Here is a 15557-nt window from a genome sequence, read left to right as displayed (position 1 = left end):
CTGCATACGTTATTTTTCCTTACGTATCTTTTCAATAAGTGCTTCTAAGGTTCTGATGGTATCTTGCGGTGTACCGCCCATTTTTCCGCTCGTGATGTACTTTCCATTGATGACCAATGCAGGAACACCGGTGAGTTGGTATTGACGAGATAATTGTGTTGATCTTGCCACTTGATTCTGCACAGAAAAAGAGCGATAGGTATCTTCAAATTTCTTTCTGTCGATGCCTTGTTTCTCAACCCAATCAAATAGAACAGATTCATTATTTATGTCAATTTTGTCACGATGAACAGCATCATAGACTTTGTCATGCAGAACATCGGTTTTTCCAATGGCTTCTATCGTATAGAAGATTTTTGCAGCGGCTACCCAATTGGCGCGAAGCGTCGCGGGCACATAGCGAAAACTGACATCCTTAGGAATGTTCATCAGCCAGGTTTTAAGATGCGGGTGCAAGCTGTCGCAATGGGGACAACCGTACCAAAAAAATTCTAAAACTTCAATCGTGTTACCATCCTGGGTGGGTTGCGGGGTAGCCAGGACGGTATAATCTTTGCCTTCAACGATATCAGCACGTGCACTGGATAGGCTTATTAAACTAAAACTCAACAATAAGAAGAAAACTGCAAGCGGCTTATATTGATTCATTTTAACTCCTTAAATAAAGTATCTAACTGGCTGTTGATTCTGTTTTGCATGAATGGGTTGCACAAAAATTGAGTTTAAGCAGGGTGTCAGGAAATATTTTATTGTACTTTTATAAATTGTGTTCCTATGCCATTTTCTTTTAATGAAGCGCTGATTTCATCAATATCCGCTTTGTTAGTCAGAGGGCCGATACGTACTCTATACCAAGTGCCTTTTTCCGCTAAATCGATTGGTTGAATGGATGCTGATACGCCAAGGAATGCAAGTCGGGCCTTCATGTTTTCCGCTTCATCGTTTCTTCTGAATGATCCAGCCTGGAGAAAGAATTTTTCTTTCACTGGAGGAGGGCTCTTAAGCTGGGGTGCTGCCGGTTGTGGTACCGGTTCTGCTGGAATAGTACGCGGCGGAACGGCAGCGATTTGCGGTGCGGTTACTGCCGGATTAGTATTCGGGCGAGCTGGCGGGGTGGGTTGTTGCACATTTTCAGCGGGTTTATTGCTATTTTCCGGAATCTTGGCAGTAACTTGCGGTTGAGCGGGTTGTGCAGCAACCGGTTTGTATTCAGGGTCAATCTCGGGCTCTTCAATACCAGGCAGTATCTTGTAAAAATCAAACCGCGGCTTTTCCTCAGCAGTAACCACGGGTTCTTCTTGTGGTTTAGCAGGTGTTTTGGGTTGCTCCGGCGTTGCTTTTGCTTCGCTTTTCTCAACTGAGCTGACCGCTTTCTCAGTAGGCAAAAACGGACTGGGTGCATAGTTAAGATACAGCCATATGCCAATGGCACTCGCAAGACCTAATGCGTAACCGACGAATCCGCCCAGAAATGCAGAACCGCCTTTTTCAGGCGTGGATTTTGAAGGCTTGCGGGTCTTATAATCTCGACTCATGAGTATCCTTATGCATTAATTCGATCACATTTTATCAGGAGCGCTGACACCAAGTAACCTCAGACCATTATTCAGTACCTGACGGATCGAAGCAATCAACGCCAAACGAGCGTGCTGCAATGGAATCTCAGGGACCAGGAAACGCGTTGAATTATAGTAACTATGAAATTCGCTGGCCAGCTCTCTGAGGTAGAAGGCAATCAGATGCGGAGAAAATTCCTTGGCAGCCATTTCCACAGTATCCGGAAAATCAATTAATTTTTGCAGCAAAGCCAATTCAGCAGGACTGGATAGCGCTTCCGTACTCGCCTCAATCAGATCGTTCATATCGCCATCCCATTGCGCCAACACACTGCACACGCGGGCATGGGCATACTGGACGTAATAAACCGGATTTTCATTGCTTTGCGATTTGGCCAGATCTAAATCAAAATCCAAATGCTGATCGCTTTTACGCATCACATAAAAGAATCGTGCGGCATCTCTGCCGACCTCCTGGCGCAATTCCCGCAATGTGACAAACTCGCCGGAACGGGTGGACATGGGCGCCTTTTTGCCGTCACGGTAGAGCACAGCAAATTGCACCAGGGCGATTTCCAGTTTTTCCGGATCCAGCTCCAATGCCTGTAGCGCGCCTTTCACCCGGGCAATATAACCATGATGATCCGCCCCCCAGATATTGATTACCTGGTCAAAGCCGCGTTCGAATTTGTTCAGGTGATAGGCGATATCCGAAGCAAAATAAGTAAATTGACCGTTTTCTCTTTGCACGACACGGTCTTTTTCATCGCCAAAATCGGTGGAACGAAACCAAATGGCGCCATCCTGTAGATACAAGTAATGTTTCTTCTCAAGCAACTGGATGGTATGCGCGACAAGGCCATTATCAAATAACGATTGTTCTGAAAACCAGGTATCAAATTCCACACCGAATTCCATCAAATCATTGCGGCAATCGCCCAATTGTTCTGTCAGCACAAAATTGTGAATATACGCATAATCCTGACCGAGTATTTTTTTTGCATTCGCAATTAATTGATCCAACTGCTCATCAGTATTAATTCCTGTTTCATGGATATTTTCTGGCAGATCCTCCAGCAATAAGACTGGTTGATGCACATACCGCTGGGCATGTGCTTGCTGGATCAGTTGTGCCATGGTTTTAACATAGTCGCCCTGATAAGCATTCTCCGGAAAAGGAACGCGAATATTGTTGAGTTCCAGATAACGCAGCCAGGTGGAAAGCGTCAGAATATCCATCTGCCGTCCTGCGTCATTGACATAGAATTCGCGAGATACATTAAAACCGGCCGCTGCCAGTATGCTGGATAAACTTGCACCGATCGCGGCGCCACGTCCATGCCCGACATGCAGTGGTCCGGTTGGATTGGCCGAGACAAATTCCACCTGAATCTTTTTTCCTTGACCAAAATCACTATGACCGAACGCTTCTTTGCCTTGGAGAACCTGCTGCAGATATTGCTGCTTGGCGGAGTTTTTCAGGAACAGATTGATGAAACCGGCACCAGCCACTTCAACTTTCTCCAGATAAGGCGAGGGCGGCAGCGCATCGACCAATAAATTGGCAATCTCACGCGGATTTTTATGCAAAGGTTTGGCCAACTGCATCGCAAGATTACAGGAATAATCGCCATGACTGGCTTGTTTGGTGCGCGCCAGCTCAATACGAATGGAAGCATCCAGTGTGGTGATGTGATTGCCTGCCTGGCGGAAAAGTCCGGCAAAATGTGTTTTAAAGTTGGGATAGGCAGATGAAGTCATGGTTGAGAATTAGCGATGTCAATATTTTGATTGAATTGGATTACCGGGCATAACATAGATTCTTTTTGTTTAAATGCTGAGATGTATTTTATCAGGTACATAGATCAAGCCGAAGATTGTTGGCGGAGCGTTTCAAAAAGACAAATTCCTGCGCTGACAGCGACATTTAAGCTTTCTATGCTGCCCAGCATCGGAATGCGCACCAACTGATCGCAGGATTCCCGCGTTAATCGCCGCAATCCTTTTTCTTCAGAGCCAAATACCCAGGCAACCGGCCCTTGAATCTGAAAATGAGTGAGATCGTGATCTGCATCTTCTGCGGTACCTATAATCCAGATTCCCTGCTTTTTTAATTGCTTTAGCGTACGCGACAAATTGGTCACGGCTATATAGGGCACCGTATCTGCAGCGCCGCTGGAAACTTTATAAACGGTTGAAGTCAATCCGACTGCCCGATCTTTCGGCGCAATCACGGCATGCACGCCAAACGCATCGGCAACACGTAAACACGCACCTAAATTGTGCGGATCTTGAATGCCATCCAATACCAGCAGCCGGGCGGGTTCAGTCAGTGTATCGAGAACATCGCTGATGTCGACATAACTGCGCGTAATATCAATATTGGCCACGACACCTTGATGACGGTCGGTACCGGCCATGCTTGTCAGTCTTGGTCCCTCACAGGTGATCAAACGAATCTTTTGGTCTTCGGCAAGCTTGATTAACCCGCGTGCACGCTGATCATCCCGCGTGGCGTCGATAAATATCTCTTTGATGCTATCCGGATTTTGCCGCAAACGGCTGGTGACCGCGTGAAAGCCAAAAATAAGGCGGGTGCTCGACATAATTCCTAACAAACCTGAAAATTTTGCTAAGCATCGCTTAACATAAGAGATATTTGATGAAAAATAGAAGCGTGGTGCTGCCGTGTTCTGATTTTCTCGCGGGTTATGATCCAATCATCATAACCCGCGTATTGTAAAACAATTTCAGAGGTTAAAGCGATTTCTTACTTTTTGACGCGGTCTTTGTTTTTGACACGGCCTTTTTCTTGGAGCTGCCTGATTTTTTGCTGGGCTCAGCTAATACAAAATCGATTTTGCTGGTTTCCAAATCAACACGGACCAATTTAACTTGTAATCGATCACCCAGACGGTATTGTTTGCCGCTGCGTTCACCCAATAAAGTATGTTTGGTAGCATCAAAATGAAAATAATCACTCGGCAGTTCTGAAATATGCACGAGACCTTCCACGTACACGTTATCCAGCGCTACAAATAAGCCAAACCCGGTGACGCTACTGATCACGCCATCAAAACATTCGCCGATTCTATCCTGCATGTAGAAACACTTGAGCCAGGATTCGACGTCACGCGTTGCTTCGTCAGCGCGCCGCTCGGTGAGTGAACAATGTTTGCCCAACTCGTTCCAATCCCCGGGTTCATAGGATTTTCCGTTTAATACCGCCTTGATGGCACGATGTATCAGTAAATCAGGGTAACGGCGGATGGGGGAAGTAAAGTGCGTGTAGTAGTCATACGCAAGCCCGAAATGCCCGGCGATATCCGGGCTGTAAACAGCCTGCTGCAACGATCTTAGCATGACCGTCTGGAGTAGCTGCGCATCCGGTCTGCCTTGTATTTTAAGCAGTGTTTGTGCGTAATCTTTGGCGCTGGGTTTATTTTTTCCACCTAATTGAATGCCAAACTCTTTGAGAAAATTACGCAAGACTTCAATTTTCTCGGGAGATGGATCTTCATGAATACGGTACAGCGTCGTCTGATTATTTTTTTGCAGAAAATCTGCGGCACATACATTCGCTGCCAGCATGCATTCTTCAATCAAACGATGCGCTTCGGTCCGTTGCACCGGTTCAATCTTTTCGATTTTCCCTTGTTCATTGAAGAACATTTGTGTTTCAGTCGTTTCAAAGTCAATCGCGCCGCGTTTCTTGCGTGCTTTCAGTAACGCCTTAAATAATTTATGGACCCGTTGCACGTGCGGCAACAGCTTTGCATATTCCTTGGCTTCAGGTCCTTTGGGGTTAGCCAGCATGGCCGCTACTTTATTGTAGGTCAGACGCGCATGGGAGCACATCACGGCGGGATAAAAAATATAATCGAGGATGTCGCCGTTCACTTGGAACTGTATTTCACAGACCATGCAAAGGCGGTTTTTATCTGGAACAAGTGAGCACAACTCATTCGATAGCGCTTCCGGCAGCATAGGAATAACACGGCGCGGGAAATAAACGGAATTTCCGCGGTTAAACGCTTCCTGATCAATGGCATCGTTGGGTTTTACATAGTGACTGACATCCGCAATAGCCACGTACAGCCGGTATCCTTCGTCGTCTGTTTCACAGTACACCGCGTCATCAAAATCACGGGCAGTTTCACTGTCTATGGTTACCAGGGGTAAATGGGAGATATCTTTGCGTCCCGTCAGTTCTTTCTTTGTTACATTTTTGGGAAATTTGGCCGAGAGTTTTTCAACCTCGGGAGAAAACACATAGGGAAGATCGTGTTTTCGTAACGCGATTTCAATTTCCATCCCGGGTGCGGTGTAATCCCCGAGAATCTCAATAATTCTTCCGATCGGTTGCGACTGTTTATTCGGCTGCTGGATAATCTCGACGACGACAATCTGGCCTGCTTTGGCCTTCAAAGAGTGTTCCTTGGCGATCAGAATATCCTGGCTGATGCGTTTGTTTTCAGCCACTACAAGCAGAATGCCGTGGTCAATGTATAACCGGCCTACCAACTGTGTATTGGTATATTCCAATACTTCTACAATCGCAGCTTCACGCCGGCCGCGCCGGTCCAATCCAATTTCGCGCACCAAAACCCGGTCACCATGCAACGCTTTATTCATTTCTTTAGCGCTCAGATACAAATCCGGACTGCCGTCATCGGGAATCAGAAAGCCAAATCCGTCTGGATGACCCTGGATTCTGCCTTTGATCAAATCCAGTTTTTCCATGACGCAGATATCGCCTTTGCGGTTACGGAAAATTTGACCTTCGCGCATCATCGCAGTTAACCGGCGATTAAACAGCTCTTCTTCTTTTTTAGTAATATCCAGCAACTTATATAATGCGTGTTCAGCAGTTGGGACACCCTGCTGTTTTAAAATCTGTAAAACATATTCCCGGCTGGGCAATGGGTGTTCATAGCGCTCTTTCTCACGCTTAAGATTTGGATCCAGATTACGTAGTTTTTGATTCTTCTTATTTGACAAAGCAGTGATTTCCTATAGAATTACGCGTTCTTTGGCAGCCGGATCCGGTTGTCTATTGCCCAGATGGCGGAATTGGTAGACGCGCATGGTTCAGGTCCATGTGCCTTCGGGTGTGGAGGTTCGAGTCCTCTTCTGGGCACCATCAAGCACTGTTAATATATTGATTAATAAGTGTATTATTTATTGTGGAAAAAGTTCTATGCCTAAAACTATGCCCAAATAATTTTGCTGGCTAAAAATTAAGCAATAAATTAAGCCTGCAAATTGTAATTTTGATCTTATATCACATTCACTAATGTTGCTTACTATATATGGTCAAAAAGACAAATTCAAATACCCCCCCGTCTAAAACTCCCGCACACAAAAATCTGACTCAGCGAACGGTCTAGAAGCATAAAGCCGTAAACATTAGACCCGCCCCCGGCTATGCAGTGGACAGGTAATCCCGGCATGATTCCGGTGCAATCAATACACGCTCATGAACATAGGTGGCTTCAAGTAACTGGTGATGCTGACTACAAACAAAGCGGAATACCGGGCGTTTGTCGGTGGGGATCTTCAGCATCTCTATGTGCTTACACCCTTGGCAGCTTGTGCCCTTGTTTGGTGATTGAGTGAATGGGTAAATGACACGATGCGGATCAATGCCGTTTTTATAGCAAAGTATCGCCCATGATCTGACCTGTTCTTGCTGCGGGATGGTTTGAAGTTTCCAGATTGCTTCGAGTGTTTCTTCTTTGCTGACTGTTGTTTTATGGCAACAGGTTAATAGCAAAGTAACGGCAATTGGATTTACAGGGTACGTTTTTGCATCGCAATAATTATCTGAAGCCCCGCCTTCAACGGGCGGATTATTTCCCTGTTCTTGTCCTACCCCCTTATTTTTTAGTAGGGCAGGTAGGGCGAGTAGGGCGGAATCGCTAGAACCCTTATGTTCATTAGATTCTAGCTGCCCTACTTTTTCTGAGTCACTATCCAAAGCAGTAGGGCGCGCCCTACTGTCAGGGGTAATTCTAGGGTTATTAGCGTCATTATCTGCCCTAATCAATTCATCCCAATCAATCATTTTCACCACCCCAGATCGTGGGAAGAACATGAAAAACACGCTTCCTACCTTCACCCGGCAAATTAACTTTGGGCTGTAAATTCTTGCCATCACCCTTCATAAATCCTCGTTCAATCAGCAATCGTGCAACCGCTCGATAATCAAAGCACTTGCATATTTCCGCCTTGAATACCTCCGGGTAGCAGTAATACTCAATGTTCCCATCATGATTCTTTTCACGGAACCCGGCTTTATTCATCGTGCGCGGTGTATGGTTGTCATCTACCACAGTTCGTTCAATATCAGTAAACCTGGCCTCACCATGCAATTCTAGAAAATGGCGGACTTGATCAATCATAGCCCGGTCTTCCTTGCTGCCCTCACCACCAAAAGCCTGAAGCCATGCCTTGAAGCACGTGATGGCGGCTTGCATTGCTTCGCCTGGTTGCCAGCCGGTAATTCCCCATTCGGTAGCCAATTCACCCGCAGCACCAGCGAGAGCAAACCTTGCCGCCACACGCTGCGCTTGTCCACTGGCCTCGCTGGTAAGTGTTGCCTTCTCAAACTTCAGCCGCGCATCAGCTAGTGAATCACGCAAGCTTTCACGATTCTTTAGCACATGCTCAATGAAAGCAGGGAATGCGGTACCATAATATTTGTTAACCATCGCGCCCAACGCTTTGGCGAATTCGTGCCCATTTTCAAAACCATGCAAATTCTCAAAACAGCCCAGACCATGCCCGGCATCTGCGGGAATATCAGCCATACGCAATTCAGCCCCGGCGGGTGTTTTCTTGCCTACTTCCGCCACATGCTGACTTAAAGACAATTCACCAGCGGACAAAAAAAGCAGCCGCCACTTTGCCGTATTGCGTGCGCCCCCGTTCTGGTTTGCTCTAACCTTAGCGGAACCATTGGCCAGCATATAGGCTGATTCGCCCGCAATCCTGGCATCGATCATCTTCAATTCATCCAATGTCAAGATTGCATCACAATGTGAAAGAGCGGTGCTTTCCAGCCCGTTGTCAGTTGACCGCCACCGCTGCAAATACTCAGGGGAACCGCACACGCTGCCAGCCATATACAACGCACTGGTTTTGCCGCTCGAAGTCGTGCCCCGGTAATGAAATCCGCCTGATTCCATTTCGATCAAATGCAGCAAGGGCGCGGCAAAAGCAACCGATACCGCAAACGTCAAGCGACTATTACCAATACATAGAGCCGCCACATGATCACGCCACTGCTTCAGCGTGCCACGTTGACGGAATAGACTGGAATCAGGTTTGCTATCACTGAATAGCCACTCATCATCAGATTGACCAATGGAACTATCCGGCAACACAAAGACCAGGCCATCATTAACACCATGCCAGCCGGTGCGGTTAGTTGTCCTGGCGCGTTTTTCTGGGTTCTGTGTTTGCAGGTACTCAATGACTAATTGCCGTGATTTGGGTGCAATGGTCAAACCTTCAGATAACAGGCGGCCTGAAGCTTCCAGACCATCACCATTAAAAGAACGGGCGGGAATAACCAACTGCTTAACCTTGTTATCTGGATCAGAAAAACGAACCAGCGTACCCCACTCCCTTGAATCAACATCACGCGCTAATGCCAGCACCTCAAGCGGTGCGCATACCTTGCGGCGGCGTAATCGCCCGTCTTTGGTGGGTTCCAGAAAATACAGCCCGTCATTGAATAATTCAAAACCGCGTTGCACAGTTTCGGATTGCTGTTCATTATCCTTCGTGCTGGCTGGCTTTGTTTCCTTGGTATCAGCCGACACAAAAACATCTTTTCGATTCAGCAACAGGGAAAAATGCTCAACCTTCCAGCCGCGTCCGACCAAATCAGCGGCATCGTCACCGATTGCCAGCGGTTCGCCATCCTTCAATGTTGCGGTCTTGTCTTTGCCTTCGCCGGGTGCCAGTGCCAATTTTTCAAGATCCATCACCCGAACCGAACGCGCACCCGCAGCCGTCAATTGGTTCATCAAATCATTAGCGGCTTTCTTTCCGGCCAGATCGTTATCAGGAAATATAATGCAGTCACGGCTAGTCAGCGGGCTGTAATTCGATTTCGTAACGGCCTGGCTTCCACCTTGCCAGCATAGGATAGGGTGATCAGGTAGCAGCTTTTGCAGTGCTTCCGCCGCCTTCTCACCTTCAACAAGCCAGCATTCCGCATCAGGATATTGCAGCAATCCGGGCAACCCATACAGCGGGCGCAACCCGGATGGAACCTTAAACCGCCACTCACGCTTGCCGTCTTTTTCCCAAAGCGTCAGCGGTGAAAATTGTTTCTTCTCACCTCTGGGCTTGTCGTACCGGTCATGATAAAAATTAACGCGGCCATCAATATCATGGTACGGATAACGCTTTGACGGCTTCCCGTGTTTGGAGTGTGCTGCCGGTGGCTTGGGTGCATTGTCTGGAACCGGCATGACACACTGCCAGCCGTCACCATCACCGCTCGGATTCTCAGCACTGTTTGATTCTTTCTGACTGGCTGGTGGGTTACTATTGCCGGGTTGTTTGGAATCGCTCCCGGCGCGCTTTGGCTGGCTGCTTTCTTCGGTTTCGATTCCTAGAAAAGCAGCCAGCCGTTCGGCTGCTTTTCCTTGGCCTTCATTTTCCAAATAGGCAACTAAAGAAACCAAATCTTTACCTTTGTCACCGATGGCAAAGTCAGACCATGCGCCCGTGCGTAAATTGATTGAGAATGAACCCGGCTCGCTGTCCGATCTCTTCGGATTCAGCGGCAAGTATTCATGGCCTTCACGTTTGCCGCCTGGCAGCCAATGATTCAGAACGGAATCAATGCTACCAAGCGCAGCGGCGGCAATCCGCTTAATGTAGGGGATCGTCGGCATTATTATTCTCTTCTACGGGATTGAGATCTGTTTCTCGCAAAGCATCAACAGATGCGTTCTTAATATTGGCTTGAGAAGATTTGCGATCACGGCCGGTCGTTGCAAGGCATGGGATTTTTGCTTTGAATGTTTGAAACTGCTTATCTTGCTGGGCTTTAGAATATCGCGACCAGAGTGCTTCATTCTCTGCGAAACCTTCCGAACTATTCCGATAGATTAGATCTTTCAGTTCTTTCGCCTTGCGCGCCAATTCCCGGCTGAGTGGGTCCGTGTCAATCAAATTCCAGCGTAGTTTAAACCAATCAACGTTTGCGAATTGTTTGCGCGATCCTTTTGCACCTTCAGGACGATGGCGTCTAAGCCAATAATCGAACTGATCATCTTTCCAATAAACATCGTTGTAACCTTCTGGCCACTCGAAGCCTTCTGGAATTATTCCTTCGCTCTCCAACATGGCTTTTGTGCCGTGATATTCGGTAATATCCCAGCCTTTAAGATCAATGATGACAATCAGGTCTTCAGGAATAACGTGTGATGATTCTTTGCTTGATGCGGACGCATCTTGGGTGTTAGCAGCCATGACTGGCCTCCTTTGTGATTTGTTCAATATTTGCCTCCTGTTCAGAGAGGCAGCCAGGTACTTGAACACCGCACAAAGACGGCTGGCAACTTTCCCGGATTTCTCCAGTATTTTATCGTTGCCCACTACCCGGCTATTAAAAACTATGGGCGAAAAAAAACCACGACTATCGGGCGCGGGGCATTCCGCTTTGTGAAGTGTGTTCAGCACTTGAGCGGAAGAATAAACCCTGCATGACGTGGAAGTCAACAAAATAAGTGTCATCCTCGTTTTTTCCCTTTTGGTATACCGATACCTTCAACTGCGCATGCCAGTCTTCCAATCTCACCCGCACAGCGAGTGAGTCCTTCCAGTACATCACCGCTTGATAGACTCATTTGATGGCATAAGTTGGAAACGTCATTTGAATCAATGGATGATCCAGATATTGAATCTAGTTTGTGAAAAAGTATTCCAGCATGAAAATCAATTCCGGTTGAGACGCACAGCAGAGCAAGAGCTATAGGTGATTTCTCAGAAAGACAAATCCCCGATTCTTCTCTAATTAAGCGGTCAATTTTTACGAAATTTCCAACAACGGATAAAGCCGAATCTTTGTGTATTTTTGAAATTGTCTCTTCGTCAGGATGTTTCATGCTGCCACCCCACACAGCTCTTTGCGGTCAGATACTAATTTTTTAACAAGCTGTTTGATTTGCTCATCAGATTGACCACTGATGCGAGCCGCATTTATAGCCAGAATCTCGCTCTCAACCCACGCCACAGATTGCTCGCCCAGTCTTACGGGCGGCGGCATTAGTCCTATTTTTATTTCATGGTAGTGAGTGGATCGAGATTTTGCGGTTAACCCAAGAACTTGGGGCAATTTGAGAAGTTTCATTAATCCTATCCTATAAATTGTTAGTAAATCCCCTCGGGTCTGAAGGGATTGGATAGGAATTAAACGTTAATAATTAAAAGGGTGGAAGACTGAAAGGGTAGCGCCGTATGGGTGCGACCCTTTGGAAGTACTTTCAAGAATGGCCTGATGACTTGCTTCCAGGGGTGCGGGGCTTGTTGCCACCAATTCTTGCAGCAGGTGGGCGGATAATCGTATCCATTGCTTCAGCCATTCGTTGCGATATACCTCGCTCCTTAAGCCATTCAACTACTGCAACTTTCTTTGGCGGCCTGACGGGATCGTGACATTCCCAAAATTCCCGCCTGGCCAGCTCAAGAACTTTCATTTCATTAGTGGCAAAATCTATCGAAGCCATTTCTATTTCTTCAGCGGAATTAATCGTCTCTTTGTAATCGAGTAATAATTTTTCAAGATTTTCCTTGGTAATTCCCACCATATCAATGGTTGCATGACGCGATCCGCCAAGCTCTGCGATGGCATCATGTGGCAAATACCCGTGACAAGCTCGTGAATATTTCTCGATACTTTCAACTTCTTCAGGCGTTAAGGATTTAATCGGATCAAACAGCGCATATTCCCACCCAAGCTTAGGCATAAACTCAATGCGGGGCTGACTGATTGCGGTTTTGCCATAAAGATAAATATCATTTAAGTGTTTTGGGTATAAGTTGGCAAAATCGATCTTGCTGTTAAACACCCGCACCAAGCCGCCTAGAATAGGTGTATAGCTCCCTGGCATCGGGTCTTTTATATCTGCCCGATATCTATACAATCCTATCGCTTCAGGTTCTGAAAATTTAACGCTTAGGTAAGTTGGGCTTGGTGGAAGAAGCGTAATAGACAAATTCTCTTTCGTATAGAAGAGGGTTCCAGCTTTACGAATGCGTCTTCCATCTTTGAAGCTATAAAGATGATTATCTTTCTTTTCCTTGTTTCTATCCTGGTATTGCTGAATAGAGAAATCAATCACTCTTTTATGATTCCACTTACTGCCAGTCTCATTGCTAAGCCAATCAGCAGCTTCATTCAATGTATTCCATAACAGCGGAGCATTCATCACACCTCCTTCAAAGCGTACCCTTCAGATAAGAATCATCCCAGGGCGGATGAAGGTTTCCGCTTTCGCTCCGTCGAGCTATGGGATGATCAAATTATTCTATACGGAAAACTCAGTTTTTCAACTCACAAATTTTTTGAAATCTAAGGAATCAGAAACCGTGATTTTGACTGCTTAAATATTAGGCAATCGTTGAGAAAAAGCAGGGCAGGAAGTAAAAGTGACGGTACTTTTGACGGTACTTTATAAATTAATCAATCAAAGAATCAAGTAAACACTGGCTATTATGGCTATATTAGGTTCCTTACTGAGAAACCAAACCAATAAAAACCGCAATATTCAAGAACTCTTATCCACAGGTGAAGCAGCTTCACGGCGCGCTATTCTGGCTTTCTTTGTGGGCGGTTCCAATAGGGTGGCGGCTAAATCATGGAGGGTTAACAATAGCTGAAGGTGTCGCTGTGCCCATACTGGCAAAGGTGCGACACCTGTTAACCAATTACTGACACTCACCGGCGTAATGCCAGCTTCCATTGCAAAATCTGATTGTTTCCAATCCAACTTAACCAGGCCTTTTCTGAATTCTTCCGGTGTCATGGCTTCCTTCGCGTGCGCGTGAGAATAAAACTCATGATAGCAAGGAATAAACGATAAAGCAACTTTAATGAAAAGTGGGGAATTGATTACAATAATTAACGTAACTATATCAAAAAGTGGTAAAAAGTTAAATATGTCTATTTAACATAATGCTCGTTATTGGCAATTGAATTTCAATTTTAGTGGAAAGTGGGACATCCAATATTCATGCGGGTTTCATCGGTGTTTCGGTGGCGTTTTGTCCATTATAATGAGCAATTCACATAATTATTTTTCATACCAAATGGCGCAATAAATAATTATTTATGCAATTGCATAACAAAATATTGCCCATTTTTACCCGTGCTGGTAGGGCGGCAACAGGACAATTCCGCGCTGCATTTTCGCTTTGAATTGATACCGGAATTGCAAAAAGTAGGGCGAATAATGAAACAAAAACTCCCGGATTATCCCTAAAAGTAGGGCGCGCCCTACTGCTTTTAATGATGATTCCAGAGAAGTAGGGCGGCTGTGATCAAGTATTCAAAAGGGTTTTGATGCTTCTGCCCTACTCGCCCTACTTGCCCTACTCAAAAAATAGGGGATGGACTATAACTAGAAAAATCATAATGAAAGATTCAATTTGCTTTCCTGAATAATGGGACAACAATTTCATTGTTCCCCAATGCTTCGATATAGTCAGTCCATTGCTGCACAAGATGGTGACGTTCAGTAAGAAATTGTGTCCTGTCGTAGGCTGATTGAACCTCCCCTTTCTTCGCATGCGCTAACTGAGCTTCCAATATATCAGGAGCGATACGCAGCCTTTCCCTTGCAACAGTTCTAAATGTGGCGCGGAAGCCATGCGTAACGGTTACATTGCGTAACCCATTCTCTCTAAGTACCTTGCTCAAGCTGTCACGGTGTATATGCCGGTTGATCGGATCACGGAAGCCGGGGAATACAAAAGGGGATTCACCGGTTAAGCCTTGTAATTCCTTCAGCATCGGTATTAGTTGATCCGGCAGGGGTGTAATGTGGTCATTACTTGATTTCATGCGGCTGGCTGGAATGTGCCATTCCTTGTTTTCTAAATCCAATTCATTCCATCGCATACCGGCCACAACACCAGGGCGGGAAGCAGTGTATAAACATACCAGTAATGCTACCTTTGAATAAATTGAATCAATACCTTTGATTGCCTTGAGTAGTTCTGGCAGGTCATTGGATTTTGTAATAGCGGCATAGTGTCCTTTTGTGGAATCGGGAAGCGCGCCCTTTAGAGATAGCTCCCGGCCATCCTCCCGCAATCCTGCTTGTATTGCATACCCAATGATCTGATTGCAATATTGCCGCGCTTTCACGGCCAGCCGTGGGGCACGTTCATGAATCTCCAATAGCACCGGTTTAATATCAGCGGAAGAAATTTCTGCAATAGGTTTCTTTGCCAGTTTGGGGAATAGGGAATCGTCTAGTATTTCCCGTGCTTTGCGTGCCGTTTCTTTTGCCCATCCTTTTGCTTTATGTGTATACCACTCTTCAGCTATTACTTTGAATGCGCCACGAATTGCGGTTTTCTGTTTTAGTTTTTCTGATTTCTTATACTCAACAGGATCGATTTCCTGTCTTAGCTTTTGACGGATTTCTTCGGCTTCTATGCGTGCTGCACTTGCGGACACATCAGGGTATGATCCAAGGCCAACCATATTACGCCGCCCATCAGATCGCCTGTAACGTAGAATCCAGCGCCTATTGCCATTAGCATCTACAATCAGTTCTAAACCTTTGCCGTCATACTTGGTTTCTCCCGGCTTTGCAGTCCTGATTTGCAAATCAGTAAGATTCAATATTTTTTTAGGCATCGGTTCGGGTCTCCATAGATTCCTATGCCCAAAACTATGCCCAAAAATTACCGGCTCGGCAAGGATTGTTTTGGATTGCTACGGACAACTATTTTTTAGAATCTCTTGTT

Annotated in this window: 13 protein-coding genes and 1 tRNA gene; 1 reads left to right on the top strand and 13 read right to left on the bottom strand. The window is 46.0% G+C overall.

Annotated elements, in window-relative coordinates:
• Window positions 1–9: 9 nt before the first annotated feature.
• From NIT79A3_RS12870 to rnr, 5 genes are all read right to left on the bottom strand, one after another.
• On the bottom strand, window positions 10–648 hold the full coding sequence (locus NIT79A3_RS12870; RefSeq protein WP_013966618.1) for a thiol:disulfide interchange protein DsbA/DsbL: 639 nt from the start codon (window positions 646–648) through the stop codon (window positions 10–12).
• A gap of 98 nt (window positions 649–746) precedes the next feature.
• Window positions 747–1535, bottom strand: coding sequence for an SPOR domain-containing protein (locus tag NIT79A3_RS12865; protein ID WP_013966617.1), 789 nt, complete (start codon window positions 1533–1535; stop codon window positions 747–749).
• A gap of 24 nt (window positions 1536–1559) precedes the next feature.
• Window positions 1560–3317, bottom strand: a complete 1758-nt coding sequence (gene argS / locus NIT79A3_RS12860; protein ID WP_013966616.1) for an arginine--tRNA ligase — start codon at window positions 3315–3317, stop codon at window positions 1560–1562.
• 104 nt (window positions 3318–3421) lie between these two features.
• On the bottom strand, window positions 3422–4162 hold the full coding sequence (gene rlmB / locus NIT79A3_RS12855; protein WP_013966615.1) for a 23S rRNA (guanosine(2251)-2'-O)-methyltransferase RlmB: 741 nt from the start codon (window positions 4160–4162) through the stop codon (window positions 3422–3424).
• Window positions 4163–4313: 151 nt separating this feature from the next.
• Window positions 4314–6557 carry a ribonuclease R gene (gene rnr, locus NIT79A3_RS12850; RefSeq protein ID WP_013966614.1) on the bottom strand — a complete coding sequence of 748 codons (2244 nt, stop codon included), beginning with the start codon at window positions 6555–6557 and terminating at the stop codon, window positions 4314–4316.
• A gap of 57 nt (window positions 6558–6614) precedes the next feature.
• On the opposite strand from rnr, the gene NIT79A3_RS12845 reads away from it, so the two are divergent.
• Window positions 6615–6699: transfer RNA gene (locus NIT79A3_RS12845), tRNA-Leu, on the top strand.
• Window positions 6700–6981: 282 nt separating this feature from the next.
• Here the strand turns inward: NIT79A3_RS12845 and NIT79A3_RS12840 are convergent.
• From NIT79A3_RS12840 to NIT79A3_RS12805, 8 genes are all read right to left on the bottom strand, one after another.
• Entirely contained in the window at window positions 6982–7623 is a 642-nt protein-coding gene (locus NIT79A3_RS12840; protein ID WP_041360349.1) for a hypothetical protein, read from the bottom strand.
• The gene (locus tag NIT79A3_RS12835; RefSeq protein ID WP_013966612.1) at window positions 7616–10471 is read right to left on the bottom strand and encodes a DUF927 domain-containing protein; all 2856 of its coding nucleotides are present in this window, start codon (window positions 10469–10471) and stop codon (window positions 7616–7618) included. Before NIT79A3_RS12835 ends, NIT79A3_RS12840 begins: the two co-directional genes overlap by 8 nt.
• A complete protein-coding gene (locus NIT79A3_RS12830) occupies window positions 10449–11315 on the bottom strand; it encodes a hypothetical protein (protein ID WP_156797085.1) in 867 nt (288 codons plus the stop codon). Before NIT79A3_RS12830 ends, NIT79A3_RS12835 begins: the two co-directional genes overlap by 23 nt.
• The gene (locus NIT79A3_RS12825) at window positions 11312–11686 is read right to left on the bottom strand and encodes a hypothetical protein (protein ID WP_013966610.1); all 375 of its coding nucleotides are present in this window, start codon (window positions 11684–11686) and stop codon (window positions 11312–11314) included. The genes NIT79A3_RS12830 and NIT79A3_RS12825 overlap by 4 nt, the downstream gene beginning before the upstream one ends.
• Complete coding sequence (locus NIT79A3_RS12820) at window positions 11683–11931, bottom strand: AlpA family phage regulatory protein (RefSeq protein ID WP_013966609.1); 249 nt, start codon at window positions 11929–11931, stop codon at window positions 11683–11685. The genes NIT79A3_RS12825 and NIT79A3_RS12820 overlap by 4 nt, the downstream gene beginning before the upstream one ends.
• Before the next feature lie 133 nt (window positions 11932–12064).
• Complete coding sequence (locus tag NIT79A3_RS12815; protein ID WP_013966608.1) at window positions 12065–13009, bottom strand: hypothetical protein; 945 nt, start codon at window positions 13007–13009, stop codon at window positions 12065–12067.
• Between the two features lie 339 nt (window positions 13010–13348).
• Complete coding sequence (locus NIT79A3_RS12810; protein ID WP_013966607.1) at window positions 13349–13606, bottom strand: hypothetical protein; 258 nt, start codon at window positions 13604–13606, stop codon at window positions 13349–13351.
• 617 nt (window positions 13607–14223) lie between these two features.
• Window positions 14224–15447, bottom strand: a complete 1224-nt coding sequence (locus tag NIT79A3_RS12805; RefSeq protein ID WP_013966606.1) for an integrase arm-type DNA-binding domain-containing protein — start codon at window positions 15445–15447, stop codon at window positions 14224–14226.
• Between the last annotated feature and the right edge of the window lie 110 nt (window positions 15448–15557).

It is taken from the genome of Nitrosomonas sp. Is79A3, assembly GCF_000219585.1.
Classification (GTDB): domain Bacteria; phylum Pseudomonadota; class Gammaproteobacteria; order Burkholderiales; family Nitrosomonadaceae; genus Nitrosomonas.
The sequence above is the reverse complement of the archived record's forward strand: the minus strand, read 5'-3'. Positions and strand labels throughout refer to the sequence as shown.

Excerpts from the sequence above, each read along its gene's own strand:
- NIT79A3_RS12870 (WP_013966618.1), bottom strand. The coding sequence starts at position 648 with ATGAATCAATATAAGCCGCTTGCAGTTTTCTTCTTATTGTTGAGTTTT.
- NIT79A3_RS12865 (WP_013966617.1), bottom strand. The coding sequence starts at position 1,535 with ATGAGTCGAGATTATAAGACCCGCAAGCCTTCAAAATCCACGCCTGAA.
- argS (WP_013966616.1), bottom strand. The coding sequence starts at position 3,317 with ATGACTTCATCTGCCTATCCCAACTTTAAAACACATTTTGCCGGACTT.
- rlmB (WP_013966615.1), bottom strand. The coding sequence starts at position 4,162 with ATGTCGAGCACCCGCCTTATTTTTGGCTTTCACGCGGTCACCAGCCGT.
- NIT79A3_RS12840 (WP_041360349.1), bottom strand. The coding sequence starts at position 7,623 with ATGATTGATTGGGATGAATTGATTAGGGCAGATAATGACGCTAATAAC.
- NIT79A3_RS12835 (WP_013966612.1), bottom strand. The coding sequence starts at position 10,471 with ATGCCGACGATCCCCTACATTAAGCGGATTGCCGCCGCTGCGCTTGGT.
- NIT79A3_RS12830 (WP_156797085.1), bottom strand. The coding sequence starts at position 11,315 with ATGACACTTATTTTGTTGACTTCCACGTCATGCAGGGTTTATTCTTCC.
- NIT79A3_RS12825 (WP_013966610.1), bottom strand. The coding sequence starts at position 11,686 with ATGAAACATCCTGACGAAGAGACAATTTCAAAAATACACAAAGATTCG.
- NIT79A3_RS12820 (WP_013966609.1), bottom strand. The coding sequence starts at position 11,931 with ATGAAACTTCTCAAATTGCCCCAAGTTCTTGGGTTAACCGCAAAATCT.
- NIT79A3_RS12815 (WP_013966608.1), bottom strand. The coding sequence starts at position 13,009 with ATGAATGCTCCGCTGTTATGGAATACATTGAATGAAGCTGCTGATTGG.
- NIT79A3_RS12810 (WP_013966607.1), bottom strand. The coding sequence starts at position 13,606 with ATGACACCGGAAGAATTCAGAAAAGGCCTGGTTAAGTTGGATTGGAAA.
- NIT79A3_RS12805 (WP_013966606.1), bottom strand. The coding sequence starts at position 15,447 with ATGCCTAAAAAAATATTGAATCTTACTGATTTGCAAATCAGGACTGCA.